Source organism: Caulobacter sp. FV2ps19 (assembly GCF_058681035.1).
Genome location: NZ_CM178729.1, coordinates 2,270,587 through 2,285,118 on the forward strand (window position 1 = coordinate 2,270,587; position 14,532 = coordinate 2,285,118).

At 68.2% G+C, this 14,532-nt stretch carries 14 protein-coding genes; 13 read left to right on the forward strand and 1 reads right to left on the reverse strand.

Annotated features, from left to right (window positions below; all coding sequences use genetic code 11):
- The first annotated feature begins 41 nt into the window (after window positions 1–41).
- The 13 genes from ACW18B_RS10915 to ACW18B_RS10975 all read left to right on the forward strand — a co-directional run bounded on the left by ACW18B_RS10915 (window position 42) and on the right by ACW18B_RS10975 (window position 12,078).
- A complete protein-coding gene (locus ACW18B_RS10915; protein WP_492047067.1) occupies window positions 42–878 on the forward strand; it encodes an alpha/beta hydrolase in 837 nt (278 codons plus the stop codon).
- On the forward strand, window positions 871–1,983 hold the full coding sequence (locus ACW18B_RS10920) for a peptidogalycan biosysnthesis protein (RefSeq protein WP_492047069.1): 1,113 nt from the start codon (window positions 871–873) through the stop codon (window positions 1,981–1,983). The genes ACW18B_RS10915 and ACW18B_RS10920 overlap by 8 nt, the downstream gene beginning before the upstream one ends.
- Entirely contained in the window at window positions 1,980–2,405 is a 426-nt protein-coding gene (locus tag ACW18B_RS10925; RefSeq protein WP_492047070.1) for an EamA family transporter, read from the forward strand. The genes ACW18B_RS10920 and ACW18B_RS10925 overlap by 4 nt, the downstream gene beginning before the upstream one ends.
- Window positions 2,402–3,532, forward strand: a complete 1,131-nt coding sequence (locus ACW18B_RS10930; protein ID WP_492047071.1) for an ABC transporter permease — start codon at window positions 2,402–2,404, stop codon at window positions 3,530–3,532. Before ACW18B_RS10925 ends, ACW18B_RS10930 begins: the two co-directional genes overlap by 4 nt.
- An 8-nt stretch (window positions 3,533–3,540) precedes the next feature.
- Window positions 3,541–4,446, forward strand: coding sequence for an HlyD family secretion protein (locus tag ACW18B_RS10935; RefSeq protein WP_492047072.1), 906 nt, complete (start codon window positions 3,541–3,543; stop codon window positions 4,444–4,446).
- Complete coding sequence (locus ACW18B_RS10940; RefSeq protein WP_492047073.1) at window positions 4,443–5,753, forward strand: TolC family protein; 1,311 nt, start codon at window positions 4,443–4,445, stop codon at window positions 5,751–5,753. The genes ACW18B_RS10935 and ACW18B_RS10940 overlap by 4 nt, the downstream gene beginning before the upstream one ends.
- On the forward strand, window positions 5,750–6,424 hold the full coding sequence (locus ACW18B_RS10945) for an ABC transporter ATP-binding protein (protein WP_492047074.1): 675 nt from the start codon (window positions 5,750–5,752) through the stop codon (window positions 6,422–6,424). The genes ACW18B_RS10940 and ACW18B_RS10945 overlap by 4 nt, the downstream gene beginning before the upstream one ends.
- 380 nt (window positions 6,425–6,804) lie before the next feature.
- Window positions 6,805–7,989 carry a class I SAM-dependent methyltransferase gene (locus ACW18B_RS10950; protein ID WP_492047075.1) on the forward strand — a complete coding sequence of 395 codons (1,185 nt, stop codon included), beginning with the start codon at window positions 6,805–6,807 and terminating at the stop codon, window positions 7,987–7,989.
- A gap of 403 nt (window positions 7,990–8,392) precedes the next feature.
- Window positions 8,393–9,271, forward strand: coding sequence for an MlaA family lipoprotein (locus ACW18B_RS10955; protein WP_492047076.1), 879 nt, complete (start codon window positions 8,393–8,395; stop codon window positions 9,269–9,271).
- Window positions 9,268–9,939, forward strand: coding sequence for an MlaC/ttg2D family ABC transporter substrate-binding protein (locus tag ACW18B_RS10960; protein WP_492047077.1), 672 nt, complete (start codon window positions 9,268–9,270; stop codon window positions 9,937–9,939). The genes ACW18B_RS10955 and ACW18B_RS10960 overlap by 4 nt, the downstream gene beginning before the upstream one ends.
- A gap of 54 nt (window positions 9,940–9,993) precedes the next feature.
- A complete protein-coding gene (gene mlaD / locus ACW18B_RS10965; RefSeq protein WP_492047078.1) occupies window positions 9,994–10,509 on the forward strand; it encodes an outer membrane lipid asymmetry maintenance protein MlaD in 516 nt (171 codons plus the stop codon).
- A 1-nt stretch (window position 10,510) separates the two neighbouring features.
- Entirely contained in the window at window positions 10,511–11,317 is an 807-nt protein-coding gene (locus ACW18B_RS10970) for an MlaE family ABC transporter permease (protein WP_492047079.1), read from the forward strand.
- The gene (locus ACW18B_RS10975; protein ID WP_492047080.1) at window positions 11,314–12,078 is read left to right on the forward strand and encodes an ABC transporter ATP-binding protein; all 765 of its coding nucleotides are present in this window, start codon (window positions 11,314–11,316) and stop codon (window positions 12,076–12,078) included. The genes ACW18B_RS10970 and ACW18B_RS10975 overlap by 4 nt, the downstream gene beginning before the upstream one ends.
- Window positions 12,079–12,329: 251 nt before the next feature.
- Here the strand turns inward: ACW18B_RS10975 and ACW18B_RS10980 are convergent, their stop codons facing one another.
- A complete protein-coding gene (locus tag ACW18B_RS10980) occupies window positions 12,330–14,393 on the reverse strand; it encodes a TonB-dependent receptor (protein ID WP_492047081.1) in 2,064 nt (687 codons plus the stop codon).
- Between the last annotated feature and the right edge of the window lie 139 nt (window positions 14,394–14,532).

A 14,532-nucleotide genomic window follows, 5' to 3' on the forward strand; every position in this document is an offset into this window, starting at 1 on the left:
TTCGACCGACAACCACGCGGCTCGACCCAGGCGGCGGCGTCATGAGCGTCCAGCCGCTCCGGCTGGCCGGCCGTTCCGGCCAGGGCGTCCTGCTGGTGCATGGCCTGACCGGCGCCCCGGCTGAGATGAAGCCTCTGGCCAAGCGCCTGGCGCGGCGCGGCTTCGAGGTTGCCGCGCCTCTGCTGCCCGGTCATGGCGCCGACGAGGCGACCCTGCTGAGAACCACCTGGCGCGACTGGCTCGACGGTCTGTGCGAAGCCCATGACCGCTTCGCCACCCAGGTCGATGCCGTGCACGTAGCGGGAATCTGCGTTGGCGGGGCCCTGGGCCTGATGCTGGCGGCCGAGCGCCCGACCATCCGCGCCGCGGCGGTCTATTCGATGACCTTCGAATACGACGGCTGGAACATGCCGCGCTTCGCCGTCGCCGCGCCCGTGATCCAGCTGGTCGCCAACCTGCCGGGCGTGCGCCAACTGAGCTGGGCCGAGACCCATCCCTTCGGGTTGAAGGACGAACGGCTACGCAGCCTGGCGGAACGCGCGCCCGGCGGTCTTATCGAAGGGGCTATCGACCGCCTGCCGCTCGGCGCGCTCTACCAGATGTATCGTATGAGCCGGCGGCTGGAGCGGATGGGCAAGTCGATCCAGACACCGACCCTGATCCTTCACGCCCGCGACGACGACATGAGCCACCCGCGCAACGCCTATCGGCTGCAACGCGCTCTGGGCGGCCACACGCGGTTGCTACTGCTCGAAGACAGCTTTCACATGATCCACGTGGACCAGGAACGCGATCGGGTGGCGGCGGCCACGGCCGCCTTCTTCGGCAACGCCACGCCGCAGGGATCCGAGCTCCTGGAACGGTGGTCGCATGCTTGAGGCCCGCGTCCTGACAACGCTCGACGACCTGCCGCGCGCGCAGTGGGACCTCCTGTTTGGTGACGGACTGGAGGGCTTCGGCTACCTGCGGGCGGTGGAAGGCGCGGGCCTGCCCGGGTTCGCCTGGCGCTATGTGCTGGTCCACCGGCAGGAACGCCTGGTCGGCGCGGCGCCGGCCTTCATTACAGACTACCGGCTCGAGACCACGTTCGAAGGGGCGGGCCGCAAGATTGCCGAGCACCTGCGCCGCATCGCGCCGGGCGTGATGACGCCCAGACTGGCCTGTCTCGGTTCGCCTTGCACGGAAGTCGCGACCGCTGGCTTCGCCCCGGACCTGTCCGGGGCCGAGCGTTGCATCGTCCTGGCGGCGTTGATCAAGGCCTTCGAACAGGATGCGGTCCAGGCGGGATGTCCGCTGACAGGCGTAAAGGACGCCGACTTCGCGCAAGGCCAGCTGTGGTCCGACGCCATGGCTTCGGCCGGCTACAGCGCCGTGCCGGGACAGGCGATCGCCGACCTCATCATCGACTTCCCGGACATCGAGACTTATCTGGCGCGACTGTCCAGCGGAGTGCGTCGCGACATGCGCCGCAAGCTGCGCGCCCGGTGCGATGTGCGCGTTGAGTTGCGGTCGGACCTGGGCGCAGACCTGCCGCGCGCGATGACGCTCTATCACCAGACCCTGGCGCGGGCTTCCGCCCAGCTCGAGACGCTGACGCCAGCCTTCTTCACCGACGTCGCCGCCCGCATGCCGGGGCGGGCCATCTTCGCGCTCTACTATGTCGGAAGCGACCTGCTGGCTTTCAACCTGCTACTCGATGACGGCGAAGTTCTGCTCGACAAGTTCTTCTGCATGGAGGCCGAGCGCGGTCGCGCTTACAACCTCTACTTCCTCAGCTGGTTCTTCAATATCGAGCACAGCCTGCGGCGGGGCCTAAAACGCTATCAGAGCGGCCAGGCCAACCTCGGCGAAAAGCGCCGGCTTGGCAGCCGGCTGACCCCGACGACCCAGTATTTCCGCCATCGCAACGGCCTGCTCAACGGCGCCCTTCGCGCCCTGGCGCCGTTGGTGCTGGGCGACCGGCTTGAAGGACTGGTCGCATGATCCCGAACATCAAGGCGCCCCGCCGCCGCCTCGCGCCGGTGGTGCTGTTCGCCATCCTGCCGCTCCTGACCCTGGGCTACCAGATCGCCGCCAAAGCCTCGGCCGCGCAGTTGGCCCATGCCGGGTTCGACCTGGCCTGCCTGATCCGCGCCGCGCAGATGCCGACGGTCCAGTTGCTGCTGGCCCTCGAGGTCGCCGCCTTCGTGGCCTGGATGATCGTTCTGGCCGAAATGCCGCTCAGCGCCGCTTTCCCTCTTTCGTCGGTCAGCTACGTGCTGGTCATCGCCGCCAGCGCCGTCGTCTTCCATGAGCCGATCGGGCCGCTGCAGGTGGTGGGCAGCGTCGCCATCCTGTTTGGGGTCTGGCTGATCGGCCATGGCGGGCGCGAGGTTCGGCCCGCCAAGCCGGGCGCGGGCGCATGAGGTCGATCGCGCTCAAGACCTTGCTCTTCGACTGGCGACGCTTCGCGCCGGCTGCCGTCGCGGTGGGCTTTTCCGGACTGCTGGTGCTGTTGCAGGCCGGCCTGATTCTCGGCGTGTTCTCGCTGGCCAGCGTCTATGTCACCAGGTCGTCAGCCGACCTGTGGATCGGCTTTCCGGGCGTCCAGAGCATCGACTTGGGCCGGCCCATCGGCGGAGCGACGGAACTACTGCTGCGCGCCGATCCCCGCGTCGCCCAGGTGGAGCCCTTCTACTGGGGCTCAGGTGAGTGGCGAACCCGCCACCATGGCATGGTCAATGTTTACATCGTCGGGGTCGATCCCAAGCCCGGCGCCATGGTGCTGGCGGACGTCCTGCCAACCGACCTGCGCGCCGCCCTGGCCGAGCCGGACGCGGTGCTGGTTGATCGCGCCGATCTGGACAAACTCGAGACGGGTGTCGGCGGGCTGGCGGAGATCAACGGCCACCGGGTGCGGATCGCGGGCGTGACCGAGGGTCTGCGGGCCCTGGGCGGCGTCAATGTCATCGCCTCGCCCGCCACCGCCCGCCGGCTGGACCCGACGATTGGCGACAGGGGAGGGGCGGCCTATTTCACGGCGCGGCTTGTCGATCCAGCCCAGGCCCGCGCCACGGTCGCCGATCTTCGCGAGGTCGGCCGCCAACGGGGCTTCGAGGCGATGACCAGCCGCGCCTTCGCCGAGCGCAGCGTCCGCTACTGGCTGGCGGAGTCCGGGGCCGGGGTGGCCTTCGTGTTCGGCAGCGCGGTGGCGATCCTGGTGGCTGTGATCGTCACCAGTCAGACCCTGGCGGCGGCTGTCGCGGCCTCCCTCAAGGACTATGCGGCCCTGCGCGCGCTAGGGTTCACCGTCGGCACCCTGCGCGCCATCGTCCTGGCCCAGACTGCATGGATTGCCGCCACCGGTCTGGTCCTGGCCGGCGGCCTGACGGCGATGCTCGTGGTCCTGGCGCGTCTGAAGGCCACCCCGCTGGTGCTAACCCCCGTGATGGCCGCCGTGGCCATCGGTCTGGTGGTGCTGGTCGCTCTCGGCTCGGGCCTCTGGGCCCTGCGCGGTGTCGGTCGCGCCGATCCGGCCACATTGCTCTTGTGAGGTTTTCCATGGTTTCGACCCCCACGCGGCCAGGTCGCGCGCCGATCCTGCCGATCCTTCTGACTGGCTTGGCGCTCCACGCCTGTCAGAAGGGGCCAGAGAGCGCTCCGGCCCAGAACCGTTCGCAGGCGAGCGCGATGGCCCAGGGGGTGGTCGCCGTCGAGAGCGGGCTGATCCCAGTCGCCGCGCCGCGCGACGGCCTGATCACCCATGTGGGCGTCGAGGAAGGCGTCCATGTGGAGCGCGGCGTAGTGCTGGCGCAGCTCGACCGGGATCGCACCGTCCTGTTGGTCGAGCAGGCGGCGGCGGAAACGGCCCAACTTCGGGCAGCTTGGCGCGAGGCCGAGGCGCGATCAGCGGCCGCCCAGGCGGAAGCTGCGCGCATGGCCCGCTTGGCCTCGGCGGACGCTGCGACCGGCCATGACGCCGAATTGGCGCGCCAGGCTGCGGTCTTGGCCCTGGCCCAGAGCGAACAGGCCGGTCGCGCCGTCGACGTCGCTAGGGTGCGTCAGCGGCTGGCCGAGGTGGAGCAGACCGCGCGCACCGTCCGGGCGCCGGTGGCGGGCGTGGTGCTGCGGCGCTCAGCGGCCGTGGGCTCGGCGGCGGTGGCGGGCTCCGCCACGCCGCTGTTCGTCCTGGCGCCGGACGGACCTCGGATCGTTCGCGCCGAGCTGGATGAGGCTTTCGTCGACAAGGTCGGGCCCGGCGCGACCGCCTGGATCACCGACGCTAGCGGTGGCGGACACGTTTTCAAGGCTCGCGTGGTGCGGGTCTCCCCGAGCTTCGAGGCCGCAGCCCTTGATGATCAGCCCGGCGGCCGCGCCGACGGCCGCGTCCTGCGCCTGGTCCTGGCGTTCGAGGAGACCAATGGCCTGCGCCTGGGCCAACGGGTGCTGGCGAGGATCGACAGATGATCGGCCAGGTCCTGACTGCGCTTCTCATGGTCGCGCCGGCGGTCGTGCAAGCGGCGCCGACGGCCCAGGCGGTCGCGTCGGAGGCCGGTCCCCCCTGGTTGCCGGATTTGAAGGATCCGGTCCTGGCCGACCTGCTGCTGCGGGCCGAGCTGGGGTCTCTGGATATTCGCATGGCCCTGGTGCGCCTCGAGCGGGCGGGGGCCGACGTCGATCTGGCCCAGGCAGGGCGGCGGCCGAACCTGACGATCAGCGCGCAAGCTGCGGTCGGCGGCGGCGCCTTCTCGTCCGCGCGCGGCGGCGCGGGGGTCCCGGTCCTGGGTCGCTACGAGGTGGATCTGTATGGGCGGCTGAAGCATGGCCAGACTGCGGCGACGGCCGACGAAGCCGCCAGCCTGCGGGACGCCGCCGGCGTGCGTTGCCGGGTACTGGCGGAAGTCGCCCATGCCTATATCACCCTGCGCGCGGCGCAGGCGCGTCAGGCCGCAGCGGACATGAAAGCGACATTGGCGGTGCAAACCAGCGATCTGATCGGTCGACGTCAGGCCGAAGGCGCGGCCACCGACCATGCCCTGACGACCGCGCGAATGGCGGAGGCGCAGACACGGGCCGAACTCCAGAGCGCTACCCACGCCATCGAGGCGCAACGGATGCGGCTGGGGATCCTGCTGGGCCAGGACACCCCCATCGATGAGCCGGCCTACGCCGGCGACGAGATCCCGCCGACGCCGCCGGTGACCACCGTCTCGTCCGAAGCGGTTCTGGCGCGCGCCGATATCCTGGCCGCCGAGGCCCGCCTGCAGGCCGCCGACGCTCGCCGCGCCGAGGCCGTAACGGCGTCGCGACCTCGGTTCACCCTAACCGCAGGCTTGGGCTCCGGCGACACTGGCCTGGTCTATCTGCTGGACGTGCGGGCCCTGGCCTGGGTGGTGGCCGGTGGCCTGACCCACGACCTGCTGGACGGCGGCGCGGCCAGGGCGCGCCGGCGAGGTGCGGAGGCCGACGCGCAACTCGCCGAGCTGGCCTATCGCAAGGCGGTCGGCGAGGCCTGGGGACAGGTGCGCCTCGGTCTGGCGGCGCTGCAGGACGCGACAGTGACCGAGAGTGTGGCGCGCAAGGCCTGGCGTCAGGCGGTCATCGCGTTCGGGACGGGGCAGACGCGGCGTCGCGACGGGGACATCGACGGCGTGGCCCTGGCGGCGCTGCAGGTGCGTGCCGTCGATGCCGACATCGCGCTGGCCGAGGCCCAGGCCGTACGGGCCCGGGCCTATATCGACCTGTCGCTCGCCCTGGGCGGACGCGGAGCATGAACATCTCCCTTCGCGCGGAAGCGGTGCGCAAGAGCTACGGCGCCGGGGTCCAGAGGGTCGATGCGCTGCACCCGATCAGCCTGAGCTTGCGGTCGGGCGAGTTGGTGATGATCACCGGCCCCTCCGGGTCTGGCAAGTCGACCTTGCTGGCGATCATCTCGGGCCTGCTGAGCCCGGACTCCGGCGCGGTCGAGGCGTTGGGCAGGGCCCTGCAACCGATGAGCGCCGACCAGCGCGACCGTTTCCGGCTGGCCCACTCTGGATTCATCTTCCAGGGATTCCACCTTCTTCCGGCTCTGACCGCCAGCGAGCAGGTCGAGATCGTCCTGCGTCAGCTCGGCGTCTCGGCCCCGGACGCGCGGTTGCGGGCGGTTCAGGCTCTGGAGGCCGTGGGGCTGGGGCGGCGTATGGCCAACCGGCCAGGCGAGATGTCCGGCGGCGAAAAGCAGCGGGTGGCCATCGCGCGCGCCCTGGCCAAGCGTCCGGCCCTGATCTTCGCCGACGAGCCGACCTCGGCGCTCGATTCCGAGAACGGCCGCCAGATCGCCGGCTTGCTGCGCGCGCAGGCGCAGGCCAGCGGCGCGACCGTGGTCTGTGTCACCCACGACGCCCGGCTCGCCGACCTCGCCGACCGGGTGTTGCGGATGGAAGATGGGCGAATGCTGGCTTAGAGGGCGCGACATCGGTGGGGGGGGGGGGCGCTCGGCGACTTGATGGGCCGCCTAAGGGCCGCGTCGGCCCACCGCCGTTCGTGGCCGTCGCGAAAAATCGATGAGGGATCGCGCGAGGCACGTCGTCGGTGAGCCATGAGCATCCGATTTTCTCTCGCGACGAGGTTCGTCAGGCGGTCCCCGGCATGGCGACCACCGTCCAGGTTGGCCCCGTACCAGCAAGGGCGGTCGTTGCGGTTTACGCATCCCGCCCGGGTCGGCGCGAGGCGCTTCTCGCGCCTGCCGGTCCGCCGGGGCGTCCTGTTGTGATGAGCCTGTCGTCGTATCTCCTCCGGAAGGCGCTCGGGCCGCGTGTTCCGCGCGGAGGTCTGGTATTGGTCATGCCATCGGGCAGGCGTCTTGTCTTCGGCGACGGCGACGGCGACGGCGACGGCGATCAGGTCGTCGCGCGCTTGACCGACCCTGCCGCCGCCTGGGCCCTGGTGCTCGATCCCGACCTGAAAACCGGCGAGCTGTTCACTGACGGCCGGCTGGTGATGGAGCGGGGCTCGATCTACGACTTCATCAGCCTGGTGCTCGACAATGACGGCGAGGTCAGCCCATCACCCGTCGTGCAGGCCATCGACCGCGCCCGAACGGCGACCCAGCTCTGGCGTCAGCGCAATGATCCGCGCCGGTCCCGACGCAATGTCGCCCACCACTACGACCTTGGCGACGATCTCTACGCGTTGTTTCTCGATCCGGACTGGCAGTACTCCTGCGCTTATTTCGAGCATCCCGGACAGAGTCTGGCCGACGCCCAGCTGGCCAAGAAACGCCACATCGCCGCCAAGCTGCGGCTTGAGCCTAATCATCGCGTGCTCGACATCGGCTGCGGCTGGGGCGGACTGGCGCTCTATCTGGCCAGGGTCGCCGACGTCGCCGAGGTTCTGGGCGTGACACTGTCCCAGGAGCAGGCTGCTCGCGCCCGGCAAAGGGCCGAGAGCCTGGACCTGGCCGATCGCGCGCTGTTCTCCCTGACCGACTACCGGTCCGTCGAGGGCCGGTTCGATCGCATCGTCTCGGTCGGCATGTTCGAGCATGTCGGCCTGGGCAACTACGAAGCGTTCTTCGCCACCTGTCGGCAGCGGCTGAGCGATGACGGAGTGATGCTGCTCCACACCATCGGCTGCTCCGACGCGCCCAGCGTCACCAATCCCTGGATCACCAAGTACATCTTCCCCGGCGGACATCTGCCGTCGCTGTCGGACATGGTCAAGGTGGTCGAGCGGTCGGGTCTAGTCATCACCGACATCGAGGTCCTGCGCTTGCACTACGCCGAAACCTTGCGGGCCTGGCGGCTGGCTTTCATGGCCCGCCGCGCCGAGGCCGTTGCGATGTTCGACGAACGGTTTTGCCGGATGTGGGAGTATTATCTGGCCATGTCGGAGACGGCGTTCCGCTACGAGCAGGTCGTGGTCTTCCAGCTGCAGATCAGCCGGCGGCAAGAGACCGTTCCGCTGACGCGGGCCTACGTGGCTTTGGCGGAATCCGCGTTGCGCGCCCGTGAAGGGCCGTCGGCCTGACCGGCGATCGGTCGCCGGGCGGCCGTGGTCGACAAAGGTCGAGAAGAAGAGAGCCGCGAAAGGCTGACTGGCCCGGCTGCGTCGGTGCGCGCCCCAGGGGTGGCTCCGCTGCGGGCGCCGGTGCGGATCCGTCCCGACCATCGCCACCGTCTCGGCGCTTCCACTCCGGCGCACTGGATGCCTCACGTGGTGTTGGCCGCTGGTCCCTCAGTAAGGAGACGCCGCCCTGAGACGGCCAATCTGACGCCGAAAAACTTTGGGTCAGGTGCGGATGGCGCGCTGCCGGCGGTTCTGCGCGAGTCAGCCTGACGCCTGGCGACAATTGTGTGTGGGGGGCGAGGGGCGGCGGCGTCATTGGCCAGAACAGCGCAGCGACGCGTCACACAGACAGAAGAGGTTCACCATGGACAGAAGCCGTTTTCCCCTTGCGACGGTCACGCCCGCGGCGCGTAAGCTCGGAGTGCGCTTGGCGCTCGGCCTTCTCGCGGCTGGGGCGCTAACGTCGGTCGCGCTGGCCCGGACTAGCGCCGAGGCGTCCAACACGCACCTGCCGGTGGCCGGCGCCGAGGCCGAGACCGTCCACGATCCATTCGTGGCGTTCAACCGAGCCAGCTACGGCTTCAGCATGGATGTGGACCGATGGGTGACCGGGCCGATCGCTCATGCCTACATGGCCGTGGCGCCAGATCCCGTGCGTGATTGGGTCAGCGCGGCGGTCAACAACCTGGGCGAGCCGCGGACCCTCCTCAACGACGTCGCCCAGGGTCATCCCAAGCGCGCCGGCGTGACCACCTCGCGTTTCGTGATCAACTCGACCGTCGGCGTGTTCGGATTGTTCGATGTCGCCACCGATATCGGCCTTCCCTACCATCAGGCAGATTTTGGTCAGACCCTAGGTCGTTATGGCGTCCAGCCAGGGACGTTTTTCTATATTCCGGTTCTTGGCCCGCTGACCGCGCGCGAAGGGGCGGGCCGGATGGTCGACGCCTTGACCGACCCCGTCACCCTGGTCGGCGGCAATTTCCGTACGACGTTCGGGGCGACGCGCGCGGGCGTCACCCTTGTGGATAAGCGGGCTGATCTCGACCCTCAGATTCGAGGGCTGGAGGACGCCACGGATCCCTATGCGACCGTACGAGCGGCTTACCTCCAACGTCGCGCGGCCCTGGTGCGCGAAGCCAACGGCGAAGCGCAGGTCTTGCCTGATTTCGACGACGCGCCGTCACCGTCGCTCAAAGTCCCGTCATCCGACCCCGCGCCCGGCACGCCTGAAGCCCAATGACCGGTCCGAAACCAGCCCAATCACACGCTCGCCCCACGCGCCGCTTCGCCCAGTTCGCGCTGGCGGCCCTGGTCGGACTAGGCGGTCTGTCGCAGGCGCGTCCGGCTCTGGCTCAAGCCGCCCGCGACCCCCAGGCTGAGCAGTTCGTACAGACACTGGCCCAGCGGGTGATCTCGGTCCTGGCCGACAGGAGCCAGAGCGACGCCCAGAAAAAGGCGACCTTCCATACGGCCATCGATCAACTGGCCGACGTGCCTAGGATCACTAACTTCGTGTTGGGCAAGTACGCCCGGACAATTACGCCTGACCAGCGCACTCGGTTCGCGGCGGCTTTCCGCGTCTATGCCGAGGCCGTGTATCGGCACCGCATCGACGCCTATCAGGGCGAGAAGCTCACGGTGACCGGCTCGACGTTGCGCAAGCCGGGTGACGTGATTGTCAACGCCACGATTTCCGGCGGCCAGATCAGCCAGGCACTGCCGGTCTCCTGGCGAGTGCTGGGTGGCGGGACCTCGTGGAAGGTGGTCGACGTGCAGTTCAAGGGCGTCTGGCTGGCGATCAACCAACAGCAGGACTTCGTTTCGACGATCGACAACGCCGGCGGCGATATCGACGTGCTGATCGCCCAGCTGCAGCGTGACGGCCAGCGTTCCGTCGCGCGTAAATAAACAACGACCAAGCCGTCCGTTTGGGCGGGCGGCTTTGCTGGATTTCGAAAGGATATGGGATTGCACGAACAATGGGCCGAGACCCTGATGGGTCTTCTCGTCCTCGTCCTTGGGGTGGGGGTTCTAGTCTACGCGCTGACGGTGGGTGGCGTGGGCCGCAAGCCGGGCGGTTATGACGTCACGGCCAAGTTCGGCCAGGTCGGATCGCTGGCTCCCGGTGCGGCCGTCGCCGTAGCGGGCGTCGAGGTCGGTGCCGTTTCGGAAATCAGACTGGATCCCAAGACCTATCTGGCGGTGACCACGCTGCGCCTCGATCGGGACGTCAAACTGCCCTCGGACTCGACCGCCAGGATCACCAGCGACAGCCTGCTAGGCGGCGTCCACGTGGCCATCGTGCCTGGCGGCTCAACCGACAACATCAAGCCGGGCGGCGAGATCGACAACACCCAGGGCGCTGTCGACCTGTTCGGCCTGATCGGGTCGGCGATGCGGCCCCAAGGTGTCGCCGCCGCGCCGACGGCAGGCGAAGCGCCCGCCGCGCCCGCCGCCAGCGCTCCGGACAGTTACTGAGATGGCTGCGGTCGGCGCGGCGACGCCTGCGTTCTTGAAGCCCTTGCGCACCATCGGACGCTCGACCCTGGCCGCGCTGCGGATGGTGGGCGGGGGCGGGATCTTTGCCGTGCGCGGGGTGATCTCGGTCTTCTCGCCGCCCTGGTTCCCAGTCCAACTGCTGCGACAACTCCTGGCGATCGGCTTCTTCTCGCTGCCGGTCGTTGGACTGACCGCCGTCTTCACCGGCGCGGCGCTGGCCCTGAATATCTTCACCGGCGGTGGGCGCTTTAACGCCGAGCAGGCGATGCCGCAGATCGTCGCTCTGGGCATCACGCGCGAACTGGGACCGGTGCTGGCGGCCCTGATGCTGGCCGGCCGGGTGTCTGCCGCTATCGCTGCCGAGATCGGAGCGATGCGCGCCACCGAACAGATCGACGCCATGCGCACGCTGTCGACCGACCCGTTCCACTACCTGGTCGTGCCGCGCCTACTGGCCGCGACCCTGGTCCTGCCACTGTTGACCCTGGTCGCCGACATCATCGGCGTGGCCGGCGGCTGGCTGGTGGCGGTGCGAATTCTCGACTTCAACTCGGCGGCCTACATTCATAACACCGCCGACTTCCTACAGCTTTGGGATGTCGGCTCGGGCCTGATCAAGGCGGCTGTCTTCGGCTTCATCGTCGCCCTGATGGGCTGCTATCACGGCTATCACGCCAAGGGCGGCGCGCGGGGCGTTGGCCAGGCGACCACCCACGCAGTGGTGTCCTCGGCGATCCTGATATTCGCCTCCGACTATTTCCTCACAACGCTGTTCACTAACACATGACCGATACGCCAAAACTTGAGTGGAAAGGCGTCTGCAAGCGCTTCGATGGTCCTGTCCTGGACGGACTGGATCTGAGCGTCGCGGCGGGTCGGTCGCTGGTGATCATTGGCGGGTCAGGGCAGGGCAAGTCGGTGACCATCAAGGTGGCCATGGGTCTGCTGAACCCTGACACGGGTCAGGTGCTGGTCGATGGCAGGAACGTGGTCGGGATGGGCGGGCATTCGCGGCGCGAGCTGTTCTCGCGCATCGGCGTGCTGTTTCAGGGAGCGGCCCTGTTCGATAGCCTGACCATCTGGGAGAATGTCGCCTTTCGCCTGATCAATGCCGATGGCGTGCCCCGCAAGGAGGCCAAGGCGCGGGCGATCGAGGCTCTGGGCCGCGTGCGCCTGCAACCCAGCGTCGCCGATTCCTATCCGTCCGAATTGTCGGGCGGGATGCAGAAGCGCGTCGGCCTGGCGCGGGCCGTAGTCGCCAATCCCGAGATTCTGTTCTTCGACGAGCCGACCACCGGGCTGGACCCGATCACCTCGGCGGTGATCAACGCGCTGATCGTGGATCAGGTGCGGGGCCTGGGCTGCACGGCGGTGTCGATCACCCACGACCTTACCTCCGCCCGGACGATCGGCCACGAGATCGCCATGCTGCATGGCGGTCGAATCGTCTGGCGTGGTGCGCCCACCGAACTCGACCGGACGGACAACGCCTATATACGCCAGTTCGTTGACGCTTCGGCCGACGGGCCGATGATGAACGCAGTTTAGGGCATGGCCTCTTTCATGCGCGGGGAACCTGACCCCAGCCCATCCGCAGTGACAACCAAACCCGCCAGGCCGGCCGAGTTTCGCCCACTGTTACACCGCCGATCACGATGAAACCGGACCCGATTTAGGCGTTCTTCGCGCGGATGGAGAGGACCCATGATCGCCCAGTGGCGTTTTCGGCGAGTCGGAGCGCGACGCGAAAATGGCCAGGATGCCTTCAGTGTCGCGCACAACGGCGCGAGGCGACAAGTCTAGAACCGCGACACAAGCCGAAAGCCGGTCGTGCGCGGCCGCAGAGGTGTGATGGCCTGGTCGCTGCGCGGGGCGAACGGATTGCCGACAGCAAAGGTGTTGGCGTGGCTGTTGACGGGATTGTCGACATAGGCCTCAAGGGTCCAGCGCTCGGTTTCAAGCGCCGCGCTGGTCGACGTCGTCCAGTAGCTGTCCAGGTCTCGTCCGGTGGCCTCGCCCAACCCTAGTCGCGCGCCCCCCCTGTAGACGGCTTGAACACGAACGCGCAAGGTGGGACCCCAGGCCAGAGGTCGGTGATAGTCGATATTGAGATTGGCCGATCCGCTGGAAATCCCCACCGAGCCCGCATTGGCGGCCGACGCCGGATCCGGGCTGAGTCGCGATAGGCTGGGATTGTTGACCAGGAGCGCCAAACTTAGATCGAAGTGATCGCTGGCGCGCCAGGCGCCTTCGACTTCAGCGCCCGTATTGTCGCCGTCGCCGACATTGACCGTGTAGCCCAGGCCGTCCGCGAGGTACTGATCGCTCTGGATCGAACCCCACTCGGCATAGAAGGCCGCGGCGCGCATCCGCAGGCGATCATCGAAAGCCTTCAGCTTGACGCCAACCTCGCGGTTCCAGAGTTCGTCGGGGCGGTACTGGCGTTGCGGGGCGCCAAAACTCCCAAATACCTGCCCCATTCTCCCGCCGGTATTGAATCCGCCGGGGCGATAGCCTTCAGAAAGCTGCAGATAGACCAACAGCGAGGACCTCGGCGCATAGCTGACCAGGATCTTGGGCGAGACCCCGCGCTCGCCGTCTTCGCCTGCGAAGGCGCGGGCCTCCCCTACCTGAATGACGCTGGATCGGACACCATAGTGGTAGTCGAACCAGCGCAGGCCGGCCGTGGCCGACAGGCTCCACGGCAGGTCCCAGGTGGCTTCGCCATAGACGGCCGTTTCGCGGATGTCGTCGATGCGCGCTTCCTGATAGCCAGGAGCCCCGCCCGTCGTGGCCGGTGCCATGGCGCTGTCGAAGCGGACCTGTGTGGTGGAGAAGAAGGCGCCGACAAGGCCATGCAGCGGTCGCCCGGACGGAGTGGCGTAGGTGACCTCTCCGACCACCAGATCAGTGCTCCGCGCGTCGTCGAAGGCGGCCGGGCCCGCCGGCAGGCCAAACAGGGCCGTCTGGCTCGTGGCGTCGTAGCGACTGGAGAAGTCGTGACCCAGGCGCGAAATCGAACCGGTGAACCGGCCCCAGTCTCCGTCACCCGTCAGGGTCAGCGAGTCCTGGTCAAAGCTGTTGGCATGGGGTTCGCGCACGACGTTGTCGCGCATCAACGGTCCCAACCGCGCCACACCGTACTGGGTGTCGTGGTTGTCGATCGATTGGAAGTTGGTCACCGCCGTGACCTGCCAGGCGGACGACAGGACGGCGCGAAGCGACAGGCGTGCGCCCTTCCGCTCGGAGGCGTTGGTGTCTTTGCGCGCCAGCCCGGCACTGTCGATGTAGCCGGGCGACTTCTCAACGTAACCCACCGCCCGCATCGCCACTTTTCCGGCCAGCAGCGGAAGATTGATCGTACCCTCCATCTCGCTGCCCACGCCACCGTGGCGGGTGGCGGAGGCGCCCGCCAGGACCTGGCCGGAGATCGCGTCAAGATTGGGCTTGCGTGTGACCAGGCGAACGACCCCGCCGATCGTACCGCCGCCGTAAAGCGTGCCCTGGGGGCCCCGCATGACTTCGACCCGTTCGATGTCGGCCAGCCGCAGATCCGGGTCTGGCGCGTTGTAGGTGATGGGCGCCTCGTCAAGATAAAGGGCGACAATCGACTGGGTCTGCCCCGTGAAGGCCCCGTCCGAAAGGCCGCGCAGCAGGATCTTGTTACGGCCAGGACCCAGGTTGGTGGTGGTTAGTCCCGCTGCCTGAAAACCGATGTCGGCCAAGCTGGAGGCGCGCTGGCGGGTGATCGCCTCGCCGGAGACCGCCGAGATCGCGTAGGGGGTCCGGCCCGGGAGGTTGGGAAAGCGCTGGGCGGTGATCACCACCTCTCCGAGCGCGACTTCGCCCTCCGCCTCCGCCACGACCGGCGGCGCCGGCTGCGGCGCGGAGGCGGCTGTGGGGGGGGGGCTTCGGAACGGCCTTGCGCACCAGCACGGTGCGCTGATCCAGGATGGCGAAGGTGCAACCCGACCCGGCCAGCACGCGAGAAAGGGCGGTCTC